The 13,862-nt window shown below is 53.8% G+C and carries 13 protein-coding genes; 7 read left to right on the top strand and 6 right to left on the bottom strand.

The window, feature by feature from the left end; genetic code table 11:
• Positions 1–45: 45 nt before the first annotated feature.
• The 3 genes from FCL47_RS18240 to FCL47_RS18230 are packed head-to-tail and all read left to right on the top strand — an operon-like array spanning position 46 to position 3,853.
• The gene (locus FCL47_RS18240) at positions 46–1,092 is read left to right on the top strand and encodes a proline racemase family protein (RefSeq protein WP_136815071.1); all 1,047 of its coding nucleotides are present in this window, start codon (positions 46–48) and stop codon (positions 1,090–1,092) included.
• Between the two features lie 4 nt (positions 1,093–1,096).
• Positions 1,097–2,734, top strand: a complete 1,638-nt coding sequence (locus FCL47_RS18235) for an amidohydrolase (RefSeq protein WP_167496554.1) — start codon at positions 1,097–1,099, stop codon at positions 2,732–2,734.
• 27 nt (positions 2,735–2,761) lie between these two features.
• Positions 2,762–3,853, top strand: coding sequence for a saccharopine dehydrogenase family protein (locus tag FCL47_RS18230; RefSeq protein ID WP_136815069.1), 1,092 nt, complete (start codon positions 2,762–2,764; stop codon positions 3,851–3,853).
• Positions 3,854–3,859: 6 nt separating this feature from the next.
• Here FCL47_RS18230 and FCL47_RS18225 read toward each other — a convergent pair whose 3' ends face one another.
• The 4 genes from FCL47_RS18225 to dapA are packed head-to-tail and all read right to left on the bottom strand — an operon-like array spanning position 3,860 to position 8,005.
• Positions 3,860–4,819, bottom strand: a complete 960-nt coding sequence (locus tag FCL47_RS18225; RefSeq protein WP_136815068.1) for a radical SAM protein — start codon at positions 4,817–4,819, stop codon at positions 3,860–3,862.
• A 58-nt stretch (positions 4,820–4,877) separates the two neighbouring features.
• Positions 4,878–6,128, bottom strand: a complete 1,251-nt coding sequence (locus FCL47_RS18220) for an FAD-binding oxidoreductase (protein ID WP_136815067.1) — start codon at positions 6,126–6,128, stop codon at positions 4,878–4,880.
• Positions 6,129–6,164: 36 nt separating this feature from the next.
• On the bottom strand, positions 6,165–7,121 hold the full coding sequence (locus FCL47_RS18215) for a proline racemase family protein (RefSeq protein ID WP_136815066.1): 957 nt from the start codon (positions 7,119–7,121) through the stop codon (positions 6,165–6,167).
• Positions 7,118–8,005, bottom strand: a complete 888-nt coding sequence (gene dapA / locus FCL47_RS18210; protein WP_167496553.1) for a 4-hydroxy-tetrahydrodipicolinate synthase — start codon at positions 8,003–8,005, stop codon at positions 7,118–7,120. The genes FCL47_RS18215 and dapA overlap by 4 nt, the downstream gene beginning before the upstream one ends.
• A 478-nt stretch (positions 8,006–8,483) precedes the next feature.
• Here dapA and FCL47_RS18205 point away from each other — a divergent pair, with 478 nt between their 5' ends.
• From FCL47_RS18205 to FCL47_RS18195, 3 genes are all read left to right on the top strand, one after another.
• Complete coding sequence (locus FCL47_RS18205) at positions 8,484–9,557, top strand: ADP-ribosylglycohydrolase family protein (RefSeq protein WP_136815064.1); 1,074 nt, start codon at positions 8,484–8,486, stop codon at positions 9,555–9,557.
• A 21-nt stretch (positions 9,558–9,578) separates the two neighbouring features.
• Positions 9,579–9,995 (top strand): DUF6524 family protein, encoded by a 417-nt coding sequence (locus FCL47_RS18200; RefSeq protein WP_136815063.1) that lies wholly within the window; start codon positions 9,579–9,581, stop codon positions 9,993–9,995.
• 108 nt (positions 9,996–10,103) lie between these two features.
• Positions 10,104–10,619: a cupin domain-containing protein gene (locus tag FCL47_RS18195; protein WP_136815062.1), complete on the top strand. Its 516-nt coding sequence runs from the start codon at positions 10,104–10,106 to the stop codon at positions 10,617–10,619.
• A gap of 221 nt (positions 10,620–10,840) precedes the next feature.
• Here FCL47_RS18195 and FCL47_RS18190 read toward each other — a convergent pair whose 3' ends face one another.
• Both FCL47_RS18190 and FCL47_RS18180 read right to left on the bottom strand, forming a co-directional pair.
• A complete protein-coding gene (locus FCL47_RS18190; RefSeq protein ID WP_136815061.1) occupies positions 10,841–11,125 on the bottom strand; it encodes a hypothetical protein in 285 nt (94 codons plus the stop codon).
• 770 nt (positions 11,126–11,895) lie between these two features.
• Positions 11,896–12,936: an IS630 family transposase gene (locus FCL47_RS18180; RefSeq protein WP_136815060.1), complete on the bottom strand. Its 1,041-nt coding sequence runs from the start codon at positions 12,934–12,936 to the stop codon at positions 11,896–11,898.
• Positions 12,937–13,188: 252 nt separating this feature from the next.
• Here FCL47_RS18180 and FCL47_RS18175 point away from each other — a divergent pair, with 252 nt between their 5' ends.
• The gene (locus FCL47_RS18175) at positions 13,189–13,842 is read left to right on the top strand and encodes a hypothetical protein (RefSeq protein WP_136815059.1); all 654 of its coding nucleotides are present in this window, start codon (positions 13,189–13,191) and stop codon (positions 13,840–13,842) included.
• The last annotated feature ends 20 nt before the right edge of the window (positions 13,843–13,862 follow it).

Below are 13,862 nucleotides of genomic sequence, written 5' to 3'. Positions count from 1 at the left end.
CTCAATCGTTAAATTGTTATAAAACTGAAGAAGTTAAGGTTATCTATGCTGCAACTCGACCAGATCACAAAAGGATTTTCCCAACGGTATCCCGCCCGCTTTTTGACGATTGACTCCCATACCCAAGGAGAACCCACCAGACTGCTGATAGGAGGCGTGGGAGAACTCCCCGGCAGGACGATCATAGAAAAACGGGATTTTTTCGCCTCACGATACGACAATTTGCGCCTGCTGCTCACCCAGGAACCGAGAGGCCATAGAGATATGTTCGCCGCGGTGGTCACCGAACCGGTCAGCCCACAGGCGAAGTTCGGCCTCATCTATATGGACGCCAGACGTTACCCCTATCTCTGCGGCCATGCCACCATCGGCGCCGTCACCGCCCTCATTGAAACCGGCGCGATTGAAGCGGAAAACGGCGATACGATTATCACTGTCGACACCCCATCCGGCCCCCTGCACGCCCATACCCGGGTTGCAGCCGGCCGGGTGCTCTCGGTCGGCATCGATATGGTGCCGTCCTTTGTCCAAAAAACGGATTGCCCGCTGGAAATACCGGGATTCGGCCGGGTGAACGTTGATCTGGTCTGCGTCGGCGGTTTTTTTGCCATGGTGTCGGCGGCATCGATCGGCATCGAGCTCAGTGCCAGCAACAGCACCGAACTTATTGCCCTCGGCATGGCTATAATCGATGCGGCCAACCGGGAGCTGCAGGTCTATCACCCTGAACGAGCTGAGGTCAACAGCATTGACGTTACCGAATTTTATGCCGAAAACCCCGGAGATGAGCAAGGCCGAAACGGCACAAGCGTAGTCACCTACGGCGAGTCCCATATGGACAGATCCCCCTGTGGCACCGGTACCACGGCGAAAATGACCCTGATGCACCATAAGGGCAGCCTCGGCATTGGCGATACCTACCGGAATGCGAGCCCTTTGGGCACAGTTTTCGAGGGTAGAATAATCCGTGAATTGACCATAGGCGAATTTGGCGGTATTATCGGTCAGGTCAGGGGAAGTGCGACAATCACCGGGTTGCATCAATTTGTCCTTGACCCAAATGATCCGTTCCAAAATGGTTTCTTACTGTGAGTCTATGCAAGAAAAGCACTGCCCTGAAATTGTTCTACACAACGCCAATCTGGCCAGCGGCAATACCAACACCCCGATTCTCCCAACGGCTGACGCCCTGGCTCTCTGCCGGGGACGCATCATCGCGCTTGGCAGCAGCGACGACATGCTCCATCTGGCAGGCCCGGATACGCAAAAGATCGACCTTGACGGTCGCCTGATCGTCCCCGGGTTTTTCGACAGCCACATCCATTTCTACGAATGGGCCCTGAAGCGCCGGGATCTGCAGCTGGACGACCTGGCCAGTCTCGAAGAGCTGCTTGCCCGGGTACAAAACAGTGCCCAAAACCTTGCCCCCGGCCAGTGGATCATGGGTCAGGGCTGGAACGAGACCGAATGGAGCGTCCCCCGCCAACCCAGCCGGCAGAGCCTTGACCAGGCGGCCCCGGACCATCCGGTATTGCTGTGGCGCTGCGATCTCCACATGGCCGTAGCCAATTCAGCGGCACTGCGTTTAGCCGGGATAGACAACACCACCCCGGACCCGCCCGAAGGAAGGATCGAACGTGATGAAGCTGGAGAACCCACCGGCGTCCTGCGCGAACTGGCCATCAACCTGGTACGCCGGGCTATTGATGCCCCGACGGCTGCCCGGGTGACCGACGCCTTTGCCGATGGCATCAAGGCACTGCATCGCTGGGGAATCACCAGTATTCAAGATATACGGCTGATGGCCGACAGCGATGGCGCCAGCTCCTTTCAGTGTTTCCAGCAGCTTGACCAGGATGGACAGCTCGATCTTCGCTGCTGGATGAGCCTGCCCGGCCACCAGCTTGAGGATATCATCGGCCTTGGCCTCCGCTCCGGTTTCGGCAGCGACTGCCTGCGCATCGGCCATATCAAGTTTTTTTCCGACGGCGGCATGGGGGCGCGCACGGCCTGGATGATCGACCCCTATCTTGATGCCGAACGCGGCATGCCGCTCATGGATATGCAACTGCTGGCCAGAGACATCGAGAAAGCCGACCGAGCCGGCCTCTCGGTCATGGTCCATGCTATCGGGGATCGCGCCAACCGGGAAATAATCAGTCTATTCGAGGATCTTGCGGAAAAGCGCAAGACGTATCCGACACCACTGCCCCCTGCTTTTCGCCACCGTATCGAGCATGTGCAGATGATCCGTCCGGAAGACGTCAAACGAATCGGCACGCTCAACCTGGCACTCAACGTCACCCCGGCGAATATGATTCTGGACATTAATCTTATCGACCGTATCGTCGCGGAAAAGGGCCAATGGGCATATGCCTTCCGACAGCTGATAGACACGGGGGCACCAGTCATGTTCAGCTCTGACTGCCCGGTATGCAGTCCCGACCCGCTGCCGGCCATTCATGCCGCGGTCACCAGGCAGCGCCCTGACGGCACACCGGAGCAAGGCTGGTACCCGAAAGCCAGGATCAGTGTCGCCGAGGCATTGAACGCGTACACCTCCGTCCCGGCGGCAGTTCACAATGCCAGCAACCTGGGAGCTATTGCACCAGGCAACAGAGCCGATCTGGCGGTGCTCAGCACCAACATCCTCAATGATCCGCCATCTTCTATCCCCGGAACACAAGTGGATATGACCCTTTTTGATGGCCGGATCGTGCACCGACTCTTTTAACCTGTTAAATCAAACTGGAGCGCAACAATGGATAAGCGTATCAACTCTGTGCTGGTTCTGGGGCTTGGCAAAGTCGGCTACCTGGTGGCCCTTCTGCTGCATGAGACGGGATTCAAGGTAACAGGTGCTGATGTACACCCCGTTGAAACATTTCCGTTCCCCGTCCACCCCCTCGATGTCACCAGCCACGCCGACCTGACGGCCGCACTCAAAAACCATGAGGCGATTATTTCCTGCCTGCCCTATCATTTCAACGTCGCGGTAGCCCGGGTCGCCGCACAATGCGGGGTCCACTACTTTGATCTCACCGAGGATGTCGGCACCACCAGGGCAATCAGCGAAATGAGCAAAACCACGCCGACGGTCATGGCGCCGCAATGTGGCCTGGCGCCCGGCTTTATTGCTATTGTCGGGGCTTCCCTGGCCCGGAAATTTGACAAAATCAGATCCATCAAGCTGCGGGTCGGTGCCCTGCCGAAGCATCCGACCGGCCTGCTCGGCTACGCCTTCAACTGGTCGCCGGAGGGGGTGGTCAATGAATATCTCAATGATTGTGAAGTCATTGAGGGGGGGGTCCGCAAATGGGTTTCGCCTCTTGAATGGCTGGAGATGATAGTCATCAATGGCCTGCAGCTGGAGGCCTTCACCACTTCGGGGGGGCTGGGCACCATGTGCGAGACCTACCATGGCCTGGTGGAGAACCTCGACTACAAATCTATCCGATACCCAGGGCACGCCGCCCTGATGAACTTTTTCCTGCACGAACTGTTGATGCGCGAAGACAGGGCCCACGCCGGCAAGATCCTGGTCAACGCCAAGCCGCCGGTAAGCGAAGATGTGGTGTATATCCACGCCTCCGCAGAAGGCTGGCAGAACGGCAATCTCAATCGTGAAGAATTCGTCAGAGCCTATTCTCCGATCGAAATTGCCGGAAAAATGCGCCGAACCATTGCCTGGACAACCGCCGCTTCGATCTGTTCGGTGGTGGAAATGGTCAGCAGCGGGGCCCTGCCGGAGAAAGGATTTATCAAGCAGGAGGAAATTCCTCTGGCTACCTTTCTTGCCACCCATAATGGGCGGTTGTATGACGGCCGCCCCCATGGCGGCAGGTTGATCTGAGCAAGATCATTTATCCAGCACATGGTGCAGCAGCCGGGCAAGATCGCGCCGATCAAGCCTGGTCAGACCATACGCCTCTGCCCGCTGCATGGCCTGCCGATATTCTTTGGCGGAAACGGCAGACCCAAGCTCAACAAAGGCATCGGCTCTGCCGCAGGGTCGATACTGGTCCATGATATTCACATAACAGTTGACCGATATTTGCTCTGCCAGAAACCGGAGAATACCGTCCGTCTCGGCACCGCCACCGGGCATCAGCAGATGCCGGACCAGCAGCCCGTGTTCCGCCAGCCCCTGACCATTGATCTGCAGATCACCCACCTGCCGCTGCATTTCCTGCAGCGCCATCCGGGCGACTTCCGGGTAATCGGCAGCCTTGGCATATCGCCTGGCGGAATCTGCAGACCAGAACTTACAATCCGGCATATAGATATCGACTATGCCATCGAGCAGGCTGAGGGCAGCAACGCTGTCATACCCGCTGCTGTTGTAGATGAGCGGGACCCTGAGACCGCCTGCAACAGCAAACGGCAGAGCCGCAAGAATCTGCGGAACCACATGGCTGGGAGTGACCAGATTGATGTTATGGCATCCCTGCGCCTGCAACTCCACCATCACCTCGGCCAGCTGCCGGTCATCGACCGCAAGGCAGCCGGATTCGTGCATATGGTCGGGATGGCTGATGTCGTAGTTCTGGCAAAACACGCAGAGCAGACTGCAGCCACAGAAAAAAATCGTCCCGGAACCATGCTCGCCAACGAGCACTGCCTCCTCGCCAAAATGCGGTCCATAGCTGGCAATCTCGGCTTTCACGCCAGTGCGGCACAAGCCGAGCTGGCCTTGCAGCCGGTCGACTTTGCACCGGCGCGGACATAAGCTGCAATCTGCCAGCAACCGCCGGCTCGCCTCAATTCGCTCTGCCAGCAGACCTGATCGTGCAGCTGCGAGATAGGAACTCGTGGTCATCGACTCTCTCCTGGACATATCGATAAAAATAACTCCGCCAACACTCGGTCCGGCAACCTTAAAACCTGGATGGCGCAAAAGCCCCCGGATCAAGAACCGGTTTCCTGCCGCAGGCAATATCCGCCACCAGCTGACCGGTTCCCGGACCTAAGGAGATGCCCAGCATGGCATGACCGGTTGCCAGAATGAGATTGGGATAGAGCTCGGTGCGACCAATGATGGGCAGGCCGTCTGGCGTCGTCGGTCTGAGCCCGGCCCAGCTTGTGATATGTTCAGGCAGCCGGGGAAAATTGAGGTAGCGGCGGGCAGCGCTCATGATGGTCTGGATTTGCCAGTAGCTGACCGACATATCAAGCGCACTCAATTCAAGACGACCGGTAAAGCGCAGCAGATCACCCATAGGCGAAGCCGCGATTTTCTGTTCGCCCAGCAACAGGGCGTGGCGAAGGGTGTCTGGTGGAGCGGCCATGGTGATACTGTACCCTTTCGCCGGCTGCACCGGGACATCCAGGTGCAATCCCCTGACCACCTCAGGCGACCATGAGCCGGCGGCCAGGATAACCTCCTCCGGGCAGAATGTACCGCACCTGGTCACGACGCCACACACACGTCTGTTCCTTCCCTGCAACTGGTGCACCGGACAGTGTTCATGAATTTCACCCCCCAGACCCCGTACACGCAGGGCGAGCTGCTGCAGAAAGAGTCCGGGATTGAGGTTGGCATCCCCTGGATAAAGAATTCCTCCGACAACCGTATCGGTAACCGCCGGTTCAAGACGACGCAGCTCTTGGTGGTCGTAAATGGTGGCTGCCACGCCATGGCTGCGCAACAGCTCCGCTTCCTCGCACCCTGCACGCAAGGCAGCGACCTGGCGATAGAGATAGAGCAGGCCTTTTTGCTGATAATTGCAGACGATCCCCTCCTCGTCTATCAAGTGCGCATAGTTTTGCGCACTCAACTCCCCCAGGGCTTTGAGTGGCGAAAGGGCCCTGTCGACATTGCCCTGCGAGCAGTTCCGGACAAAGCGCAGCAGCCATTGCAGGTAATCGGGAGCGAAGCTGAACTGCATGGCAAAGGGACTGGTCGAGGGACGAAGCAGCCACTTGATTGTCTGCGCGATCACCCCGGGTGCAGCCAGTGGAATAATGTGGCTGGGTACAATGTGCCCGGCATTACCGGTTGAACTCCCGTCAGCGACACTGCCGCTGTCGATGAGGGTCACCTTCCGCCCGGCACGCAGCAGGTAATAAGCGCAGTTCAGTCCGATCGAACCACCGCCGATGATGAGAATATCTTGCCTGTCGCTCATCCTTTTCCTCCTGCCGTCAACTCTGCTGCGTGACAATCATTTGGGAATACCACCGGCAAAAGGATCACGCGAATCCACCAGCAGTTCCCCTCTGGCCATGACCCATGCCTCGCCGGTAATTGTCGGGACGAGCTGCTCGCCGACGGCTTCGATCTTGCCCTCGAAAATGGAGCCGATAATACTCTGCTGCCGCCAGACCTGCCCCGCACCAAGTTTCCCGTCGGCGTAGAGACAGGCCAGCTTGGCACTTGTCCCCGTCCCGCATGGCGAACGGTCATATGCCGCACCCGGACAGAGGACAAAGTTTCTGCTGTCGGCTTCCCGGCTCGCACCAAACAGTTCAATATGGTCAATTTCGGCACCGTTGCTGCCCCGTATCCCCCCGGCTGTCAACTGGCGGCGTATTTCCCGGCAAAAACCGGTAAGCTGTTCCAGGTTAGCCGCCGTGATAACAAGATCATGATCATGCACCAGAAAGAACCAGTTGCCGCCCCAGGCGACATCGCCATGGATGGTTTTGCCGGCAATTTCAAGGGGAACCCGGGTGAGAAAACGATACGCCGGCACATTTTTCAAGGACACACGATTCGGATAGTCATTTGCCTTGCCCTGTGCAGTCGGATGCAAGGTCGCTTCGACAACTCCCACCGGGGTTTCAACTTTCACCGTTCCCGGCTGAATCCTGCCGAGAAAAGAAAGTGTGGCGATCACCCCGATCATGCCGTGACCGCACATGCCGAGATAGCCGACGTCATTAAAAAAGATAACCCCGAACTGGCAATCCTGCTGAGCCGGCGCAACCAGATAGGCGCCGACCAGGACATCCGAGCCCCGGGGTTCATGCAGGATGGTTTTCCGCAAGGTGTCATGCTGCTGCTGCAGAACAGCCAGCTGTTCGGCAACCGACCCCCGGGGAACAGAAAAAGGCAGCTCAGGGATAAGCCGCGTCGGTTCGCCTCCGGTATGCGAGTCTATGTACGGTATCGATTTCATCGGATATCCATTGCCGGCAAGGCGGCAAACAGTTTCTTAAAGGCCGATTTTTCATGTTCTTCAAGGGGCAGCAAAGGCCTTCGGGGACTGCCGACATCAATGCCCAGCAGTTCGCAGCCGTATTTAACCTTCTGGGTGTAGCTGCCGCTCTCAAGGCTGCGCAACAATACCAGAAGCCCTGACATCATGTCCCTCGCGGCAAGAAAATCCCCGGCCAAGGCAGCGTCCAGCACCTGACGGTGCAGGCGGGGAGCACAGGAAGCGCCACCGCCAATCCAGCAGGTTGCCCCCCAGAGGAAATAGTCCAGGGCCTGATCATCGCTGCCGCAGATCATCTGATACCTGTCTTTATAGCGGAGATGGAATTCATACACCCGGGACATATCGCCGCTCGCCTCTTTAATGCCGACAACGTTTTCGACCCCTGTCAGCTCATCCATGACGTCGTAACCAATTTCCGTCCCGGCGCGCCAGGGGAAATTGTAAAGAATGACCGGGATGGTAACCGATTGGGCCACAACCCGGTAATGGGCGAGTAATTCCTGCTGATTGGGACGGGAATACGGCGGCACGGCGACCATCAGACCGTCGTAGCCCATCGTTTCAGCAGCCTGGCTGTAGCCGATGACATCCCGGGTTGCACCGCTGTTCGTCCCGGCGATGAGCACCGCCCGATTGCGCACTTTTTCTTTTACAAAGCGAAAGATTTCCAACCGTTCCGCTTCGCTTAACGCATACACTTCCCCGGTTGTCCCGCCGGGTACAAAACCGGCAACCCCTTCTGCCAGCAGAAATTCGATAAGCTGCTCCAGGACCGGGTAATTGATATTTTCATTGGCATCAAAGGGCGTGACTAAAGGGGCAAATAATCCAGTATATCGCACAGAAAACTCCTCGTAGTTATACAGGGATAAAAAGGAATCGGATCATTGGGCGAGAGCGTTTACTGCTAAGAAACGCTTTCAGGCAGAAGCTAATTCAAATTTAAGACTTGTCAAATCCGGTACCATAAACCGAAAAAAATTGTGATTACCACCAAACTTACACTATATCGGCTTATGAGGTGCCCTTTGCACGGGACGCCATAAACCCATCCCTGGGGGCTTGACCGCAGCCATCCAGGCTGCGGGACACCCGTCCAAAGGGCACCTCATATCCCTCTGGACCTACCAGGCTGAACTGTAGTGGCCATCACCAAAAGAATTGTCCGGGAAAATTGAGTACACCGCGGAAGATGGTTACTGTTGCCGGATACAGGGAGAGTGGACGGGCCTCTGTGGGATCGCAGGCGCCCATTTCACCCGCCACAACGAACAATATTACCGAGAAATATATCGAACCACTGACCATAAGGATGACAAGATGAAAGACACAACGATTCAGGAGCGGGCAACCGGCGCCATCATGGGTGCCTTGATCGGCGACGCCCTCGCCCTCGGCCCGCATTGGTATTATGACCTGACCGAGCTGCGCCGCGATTACGGCGAATGGATCGCGGACTACACCGACCCCAAACCAGGTCGCTACCATAGCGGCCAAAAAGCCGGACAACTTTCCCAGGCAGGCTATATTCTCACTTTGATGCTGCAATCGCTGGGAGATTGCGGCGGCTATAATGAGACTGATTTTTGCCGAAGGCTGGATGAGGAGCTTTTCCCATTACTCGACGGCAGCCCGATGAATGGACCGGGAGGGTATACCAGCCAGTCCATCCGCGAGGCCTGGAAACGGCGCGTACAACAAAAGCTGCCCTGGAACCAGACCGGTGGCCATGCCGATACCACAGAAGCAATCGAACGCACCCTGGCCATTGCCGTCCGCTATGCCCGGCAACCAGGAAAAATGGCCAGTGCGGTGACCGGCAATACTGTCCTGACGCAGGCCGACGACACCGTGGTCTCGATGACTGTCGCCTACGGTGCGGTGCTCGCCATGCTGGTTCAGGGGCACCCGCTTGACCCGAGCCTGTCCGCCAGATTAATGCAGCTGGTCAAAACCGGTGAGCTGCCTTTTCATGCGGTCACCAGTGAAAACCTGCAGGCGCCCAATCCGGGGGTCCCCGAACCAAGCCGCGCAGGACGCTTTGCCTCACCCGACGCCCTGCTGACCCCATCCTACATGGCTTCGGCTGCCGCTGATCCGGGAATCAGGATCGAGCCTGCATGGAAGGTTTCCCTCGTTTACGGCATGCCCTGCGCGATCTACCATCAACTGCCGGCGGCTTACTACCTGGCAGCGCGGTTTCATGACGACTTCGAGTCCGCCATACTCCATGCCGTCAATGGCGGCGGGCAGAACCAGGCACGGGCAATCCTCACCGGGGCGCTGGTCGGCGCGCAGACCGGTATCTCCGGTATTCCGCAGCGCTTGCTGGATGGTCTTGACAATTCAGCCAGTCTTCGTCGGCTGGCCGATCAAATCGCGGCACAGGTATAGAGAACAAAAGGGGTGACATCAATGGCGCAGACATTTACTGCAGGCAGTTTTATCGGACGCTGGTTTTTTGCTCTGGTCCTGGTGCTGGGATCTTACAACCCTACCGCGTATTCCTACGTCAGCTGGGTACTTGCCCGAAGTACACACTTTGGCCCGGTGGTGGCCCTGGTGGGGCTCGTTCTGCTGATCGGCTGGATCATCTATCTCCGCGCGACGTTCCAGTCGATGGGCTGGCTCGGCATTACCCTGGGCGCAGCCGTATTGGGATGTTTGGTCTGGTTGATGGTGGATCAGGGCTGGTTCAGCCTGGATTCACAAGATACAATTATCTGGATAGTACTCGTAATACTTTCACTGATCCTTGCCATCGGGATGTGCTGGTCCATTCTCCGGCGAAATATAACCGGCCAGATCGATGTGGACCACGTCGACGATTGAACCCACCCCGATAGACAGAGAGAAAGCCGGGATACAACGACAGAATGGATAAGATTGTTTTCAGGCGGAAGGCGTCTATCCCCGGCAGTACACAGAGGAGGAAAGATCATGACAAATCAAGATGTTCGTTTTATTTCCCGAATATTTCACGAGTGTGGCCTTTTTCCCAATAATGAAAATCTGCCCCTGGTGGTTTTTAAATCCCCGCTCAAGGATGCCCGGATCGTACCGGAGTATTTTGAAAAAATATTCAGCGACAACGGCTGGCCGGCTGCCTGGCGCAATGGACTCTATGATTTCCATCACTATCACTCCAGGGCACACGAGGTCCTCGGGGTATATTCAGGGTGGGTGCGTGCCTGTTTTGGTGGTCCTCAGGGAGAAATTCTGGAGGCGGAGAAGGGAGATGTAATCATAATCCCCGCCGGGGTTTCCCACTGCAATAAAGGGCAATCCCCAGATTTCAAGGTGGTCGGCGGCTATCCTGTCGGCCAGCCGGTAGATATGATGTACGGAAAACCGGAAGAGCGGCCACAAGCGGATAGAAACATCGCCCAGGTGCACCTGCCAGCCACCGACCCTGTTTTCGGCATCGATGGCCTGCTGCTGGAGCTATGGCAATAAATGTTTGTAATTAATAATAAAGTTCAGACCAGAAGGTCCAGATGGATATGAGGAGCCCTTTGCACAGGACGTCATAAACCCATCCCTGGGGGCTTGACCGCAGCCATCCAGGCTGCGGAACACCCGTGCAAAGGGCACCTCATATCCCCATGTAGCTGATGTTTAGTGGTAATCACATAACTGTTTGTCTATGCTGTTAATAATATTGGCGCCCGATCTCATCAGGACGGCAAGGTGTAGTCACGCCCCGCAAACTGGATTTTTTCGGCTGTCGGGCTCATGGGGGCGACCGCATGCACGCCGCCGCATTGCGAGCACACTCCGACATACGTTTCCAGGATAAAGGCTGCCTGACAACCCTGGCAAACCGTCTCGATGGGGCCCTGCTGAATCTTCTGGTCCCTCACAGTACCGCCATGGGCATGAAAGACAAATTCTACCAACTCTTTTCCTTTGGAAAAAGGCCCGCCATTATTACTGGTACATCCGCAACCGCATCCCGACATATTCCACTCCTGTTATTGTAATTTTCTGTTTAGTCTTTGCACTTTTAACCCGCCTTTTTCACCAGTAAAGATGATTACATATCAACTCGTTACCCGTTGAGGCATAAAATGTTCATGATGATTCCGGGTTAGGTACTTTTGTGATGCGTCTTACAATAGAACACGGTTGATCAAATCACCTTGACATAGGTCAAAACCTTTCCGGGTCTTGCAGTTTCGGAAAAAAGCCACCAAAAGCTGAAACATCTGTGTAAAAATATACTCGGTTTATGGACCATTGCGGCATGGTGCATTCGAAAGCATGGCGGTAAACCCCAAACCATCAAACCTTGTCACAACCTCAGCTCGAATTATTTTTCATGCTCACCGTTTCGTGTACCGGCCGCGCGCCTCGCTGCGGCACGGGCGGCTTGCAAAGCCAGGCCCCAGGTAACCAGCAGCGGGAAAAATAGTGTAATGTAATGTGTAAGATCAGAGGGAAACGCTTTCTCAAAGAGCCTGAAAAAATGACCGCCAATGCACCTGTCCAGGCTTTCTTCCCGTTTACCGGGGGTTGGCCGAGGAACTCATTGTAATAGAAAATGGTTAGTGGTAACAATATATGTCCCTGTAATTACGCAACAACAAATCACCACATTGTGGCAATGTCTTTTGTGCCAGCGTTCCTGCCATTAACTACTTTGGCATTTTTTATAAATGAAGAAAGGGAAGAGTTTAGATAAATTGGAAATATGTGAACTTTAGGCCAAGAGAATTTGTTATTAAGGCGGCTATTGATCAGTAGACATAGAAGCATATTTTGTCCACGGATGCATGAAGAAGGATTTAAGTTTTTCCGGTAGCCTCTGAAGTGAGCGCATAATGCTTTCGACTCTCTTATAGAGTTCAAAACCGCCGCTCGTCGTCTGTCGGCCAATTTTATGGTTTTTTAAATAATTCCATACATGTTCGTCCGGATTCAATTCCGGAGCATAAGGTGGAAGGAAGAAAATACGTAATTTGCCTTCCGTCGATTCAACATACTTTCGTACTTCTTCAGACCGGTGGACTGAATGATTGTCAACAATAAAAAAAATGTTACTCGAGGCTTTGAATATTAAACGTTTTAAAAAACTGATGAATACATCGGCATTCACATTGTCTTCCGTAGCCATGAACCGCATGATACCACGACTATTTATCGCAGAAATCAAGTTGACTCGGTGTCTCTTTCCCGTCGTCTTGACGACCGGAGTTTGCCCTCGAGGAGCCCAGGTGGTGCCGGAATGATAGTCAGAACGGACAGACGATTCGTCACCGAAGTAAATTTCTGCCTGATGCTTTTTCGCAAGCTTTTGTATCTCCTTGTAATCCTCCGCCATCCACTTGAATACAGCAAGCTCATCTCGCTGGATGGCTTGACGCGTCGGACGCTGTGGGCTCAACCCAAGCTTCTTCAACAGCCGACCTACAGCCGTATCGCTCATTTTCACCTTGAATTCGCGCATAATAAATTCACGAACCATAGCCCGAGTCCAGAGAGCAAACTCAAATTTGAGCTGCCGTGGGTCGTTCCCAACGACAATCTGATAGAGTCTTCGAAGTTGTTGGCCGCCCAGTTTCGGCGACTTGCCCGGCGCTTTTCTGCTGCGCAGAGCATCAATGCCGCCCTCACGGTATTTCGCGATCCACGTGTAAATAAGCGTTCGGGTGAAACCGAGGGCTTTGATTACAACTTCGGGACTCTCGCCAGCCTCAACACGCTTGACAGCCCTGATGCGAATTGCTTCAAGAGCTTTACGATCAATTTTTCTTCCGTCTGAATTATCCATGGATGGAGTATAACATATGTCTACTGATTAACGCACTACTTAACAGTAAAGATCTCTCCTATAAACCAGGAAAGACTGATTGGAAATATGTTAACATTTGGAGAAGAAAATTTTCAGTAAACGATGATGTCCTTTCGCATATTGTTTTTTTGAGGGGGATATGCGAAGTCGCATAATCAGTTGTTAGCAAGCATAAATATTGTGCATAAAGAAACATGTTCAGAATATTTCTCTATTAACTAGGACACACATATGGAATTTGGAGTATTGCAAGCACTTACATATTTTCTTAAAGAAATCTTTGGGTTTATTACGAGTAAGCTCGATGTAATATTGGCTTTCTTCCTTTTTCTAATGGGCTATAGACTTTTCAAACTTTCGATCCAAAAGACCAATTTGAATAATGGCGAGTTAGACTATAAGGCATTCTTGATATTAAGCTTACCGGCCGTGTTCATTTCATTATTCGGTGCAATATTTGTTATCAATTTGGTTCAAATAAATTTGCTCATAATGTTCCTTTTTGGCGCTCTTATGACTGGGATTGCCTTCGCGATAATGGGATATCTATTGCTTATTAGAGGTGTATTTCAAGAAACTAATGTAGAGGCCGTATGGAAAGACAAGTCCTTGATCTTAAAGAAGGCTTCTCCAGGGACGATATTTGCTCTCTTTGGTGTTTGCGTTATTGTTTTCTCCTTGTGGAAAGGCACTCAAATGGTAAGTAACTACCAAGCCACTCAAGCAACTGTAAATAAAGAAGTAATATCTGCTATTGATAGAAATGTTCCTGAAGTTATAAGTATTTTAAAGGAGTATTTAAATTCACGTAAAAATGACCAAGACAAACAAAATATAGGTAATTCTAGAGATAAATTAGATCTATCCAAGGAAAAGACAAATTGAATTCGTTAACTAGTGCGTGA

This window comes from Desulfopila sp. IMCC35006 (assembly GCF_005116645.1).
In the GTDB taxonomy this organism is placed as follows: Bacteria; Desulfobacterota; Desulfobulbia; order Desulfobulbales; family Desulfocapsaceae; genus Desulforhopalus_A.
This window is presented reverse-complemented; position numbering and strand designations above follow the sequence as displayed.

Excerpts from the sequence above, each read along its gene's own strand:
- FCL47_RS18215 (WP_136815066.1), bottom strand. The coding sequence starts at position 7,121 with ATGAAATCGATACCGTACATAGACTCGCATACCGGAGGCGAACCGACG.
- FCL47_RS18190 (WP_136815061.1), bottom strand. The coding sequence starts at position 11,125 with ATGTCGGGATGCGGTTGCGGATGTACCAGTAATAATGGCGGGCCTTTT.
- FCL47_RS18220 (WP_136815067.1), bottom strand. The coding sequence starts at position 6,128 with ATGAGCGACAGGCAAGATATTCTCATCATCGGCGGTGGTTCGATCGGA.
- FCL47_RS18240 (WP_136815071.1), top strand. The coding sequence starts at position 46 with ATGCTGCAACTCGACCAGATCACAAAAGGATTTTCCCAACGGTATCCC.
- FCL47_RS18205 (WP_136815064.1), top strand. The coding sequence starts at position 8,484 with ATGAAAGACACAACGATTCAGGAGCGGGCAACCGGCGCCATCATGGGT.
- FCL47_RS18200 (WP_136815063.1), top strand. The coding sequence starts at position 9,579 with ATGGCGCAGACATTTACTGCAGGCAGTTTTATCGGACGCTGGTTTTTT.
- FCL47_RS18230 (WP_136815069.1), top strand. The coding sequence starts at position 2,762 with ATGGATAAGCGTATCAACTCTGTGCTGGTTCTGGGGCTTGGCAAAGTC.
- FCL47_RS18235 (WP_167496554.1), top strand. The coding sequence starts at position 1,097 with ATGCAAGAAAAGCACTGCCCTGAAATTGTTCTACACAACGCCAATCTG.
- FCL47_RS18225 (WP_136815068.1), bottom strand. The coding sequence starts at position 4,819 with ATGACCACGAGTTCCTATCTCGCAGCTGCACGATCAGGTCTGCTGGCA.
- FCL47_RS18195 (WP_136815062.1), top strand. The coding sequence starts at position 10,104 with ATGACAAATCAAGATGTTCGTTTTATTTCCCGAATATTTCACGAGTGT.
- FCL47_RS18175 (WP_136815059.1), top strand. The coding sequence starts at position 13,189 with ATGGAATTTGGAGTATTGCAAGCACTTACATATTTTCTTAAAGAAATC.
- FCL47_RS18180 (WP_136815060.1), bottom strand. The coding sequence starts at position 12,936 with ATGGATAATTCAGACGGAAGAAAAATTGATCGTAAAGCTCTTGAAGCA.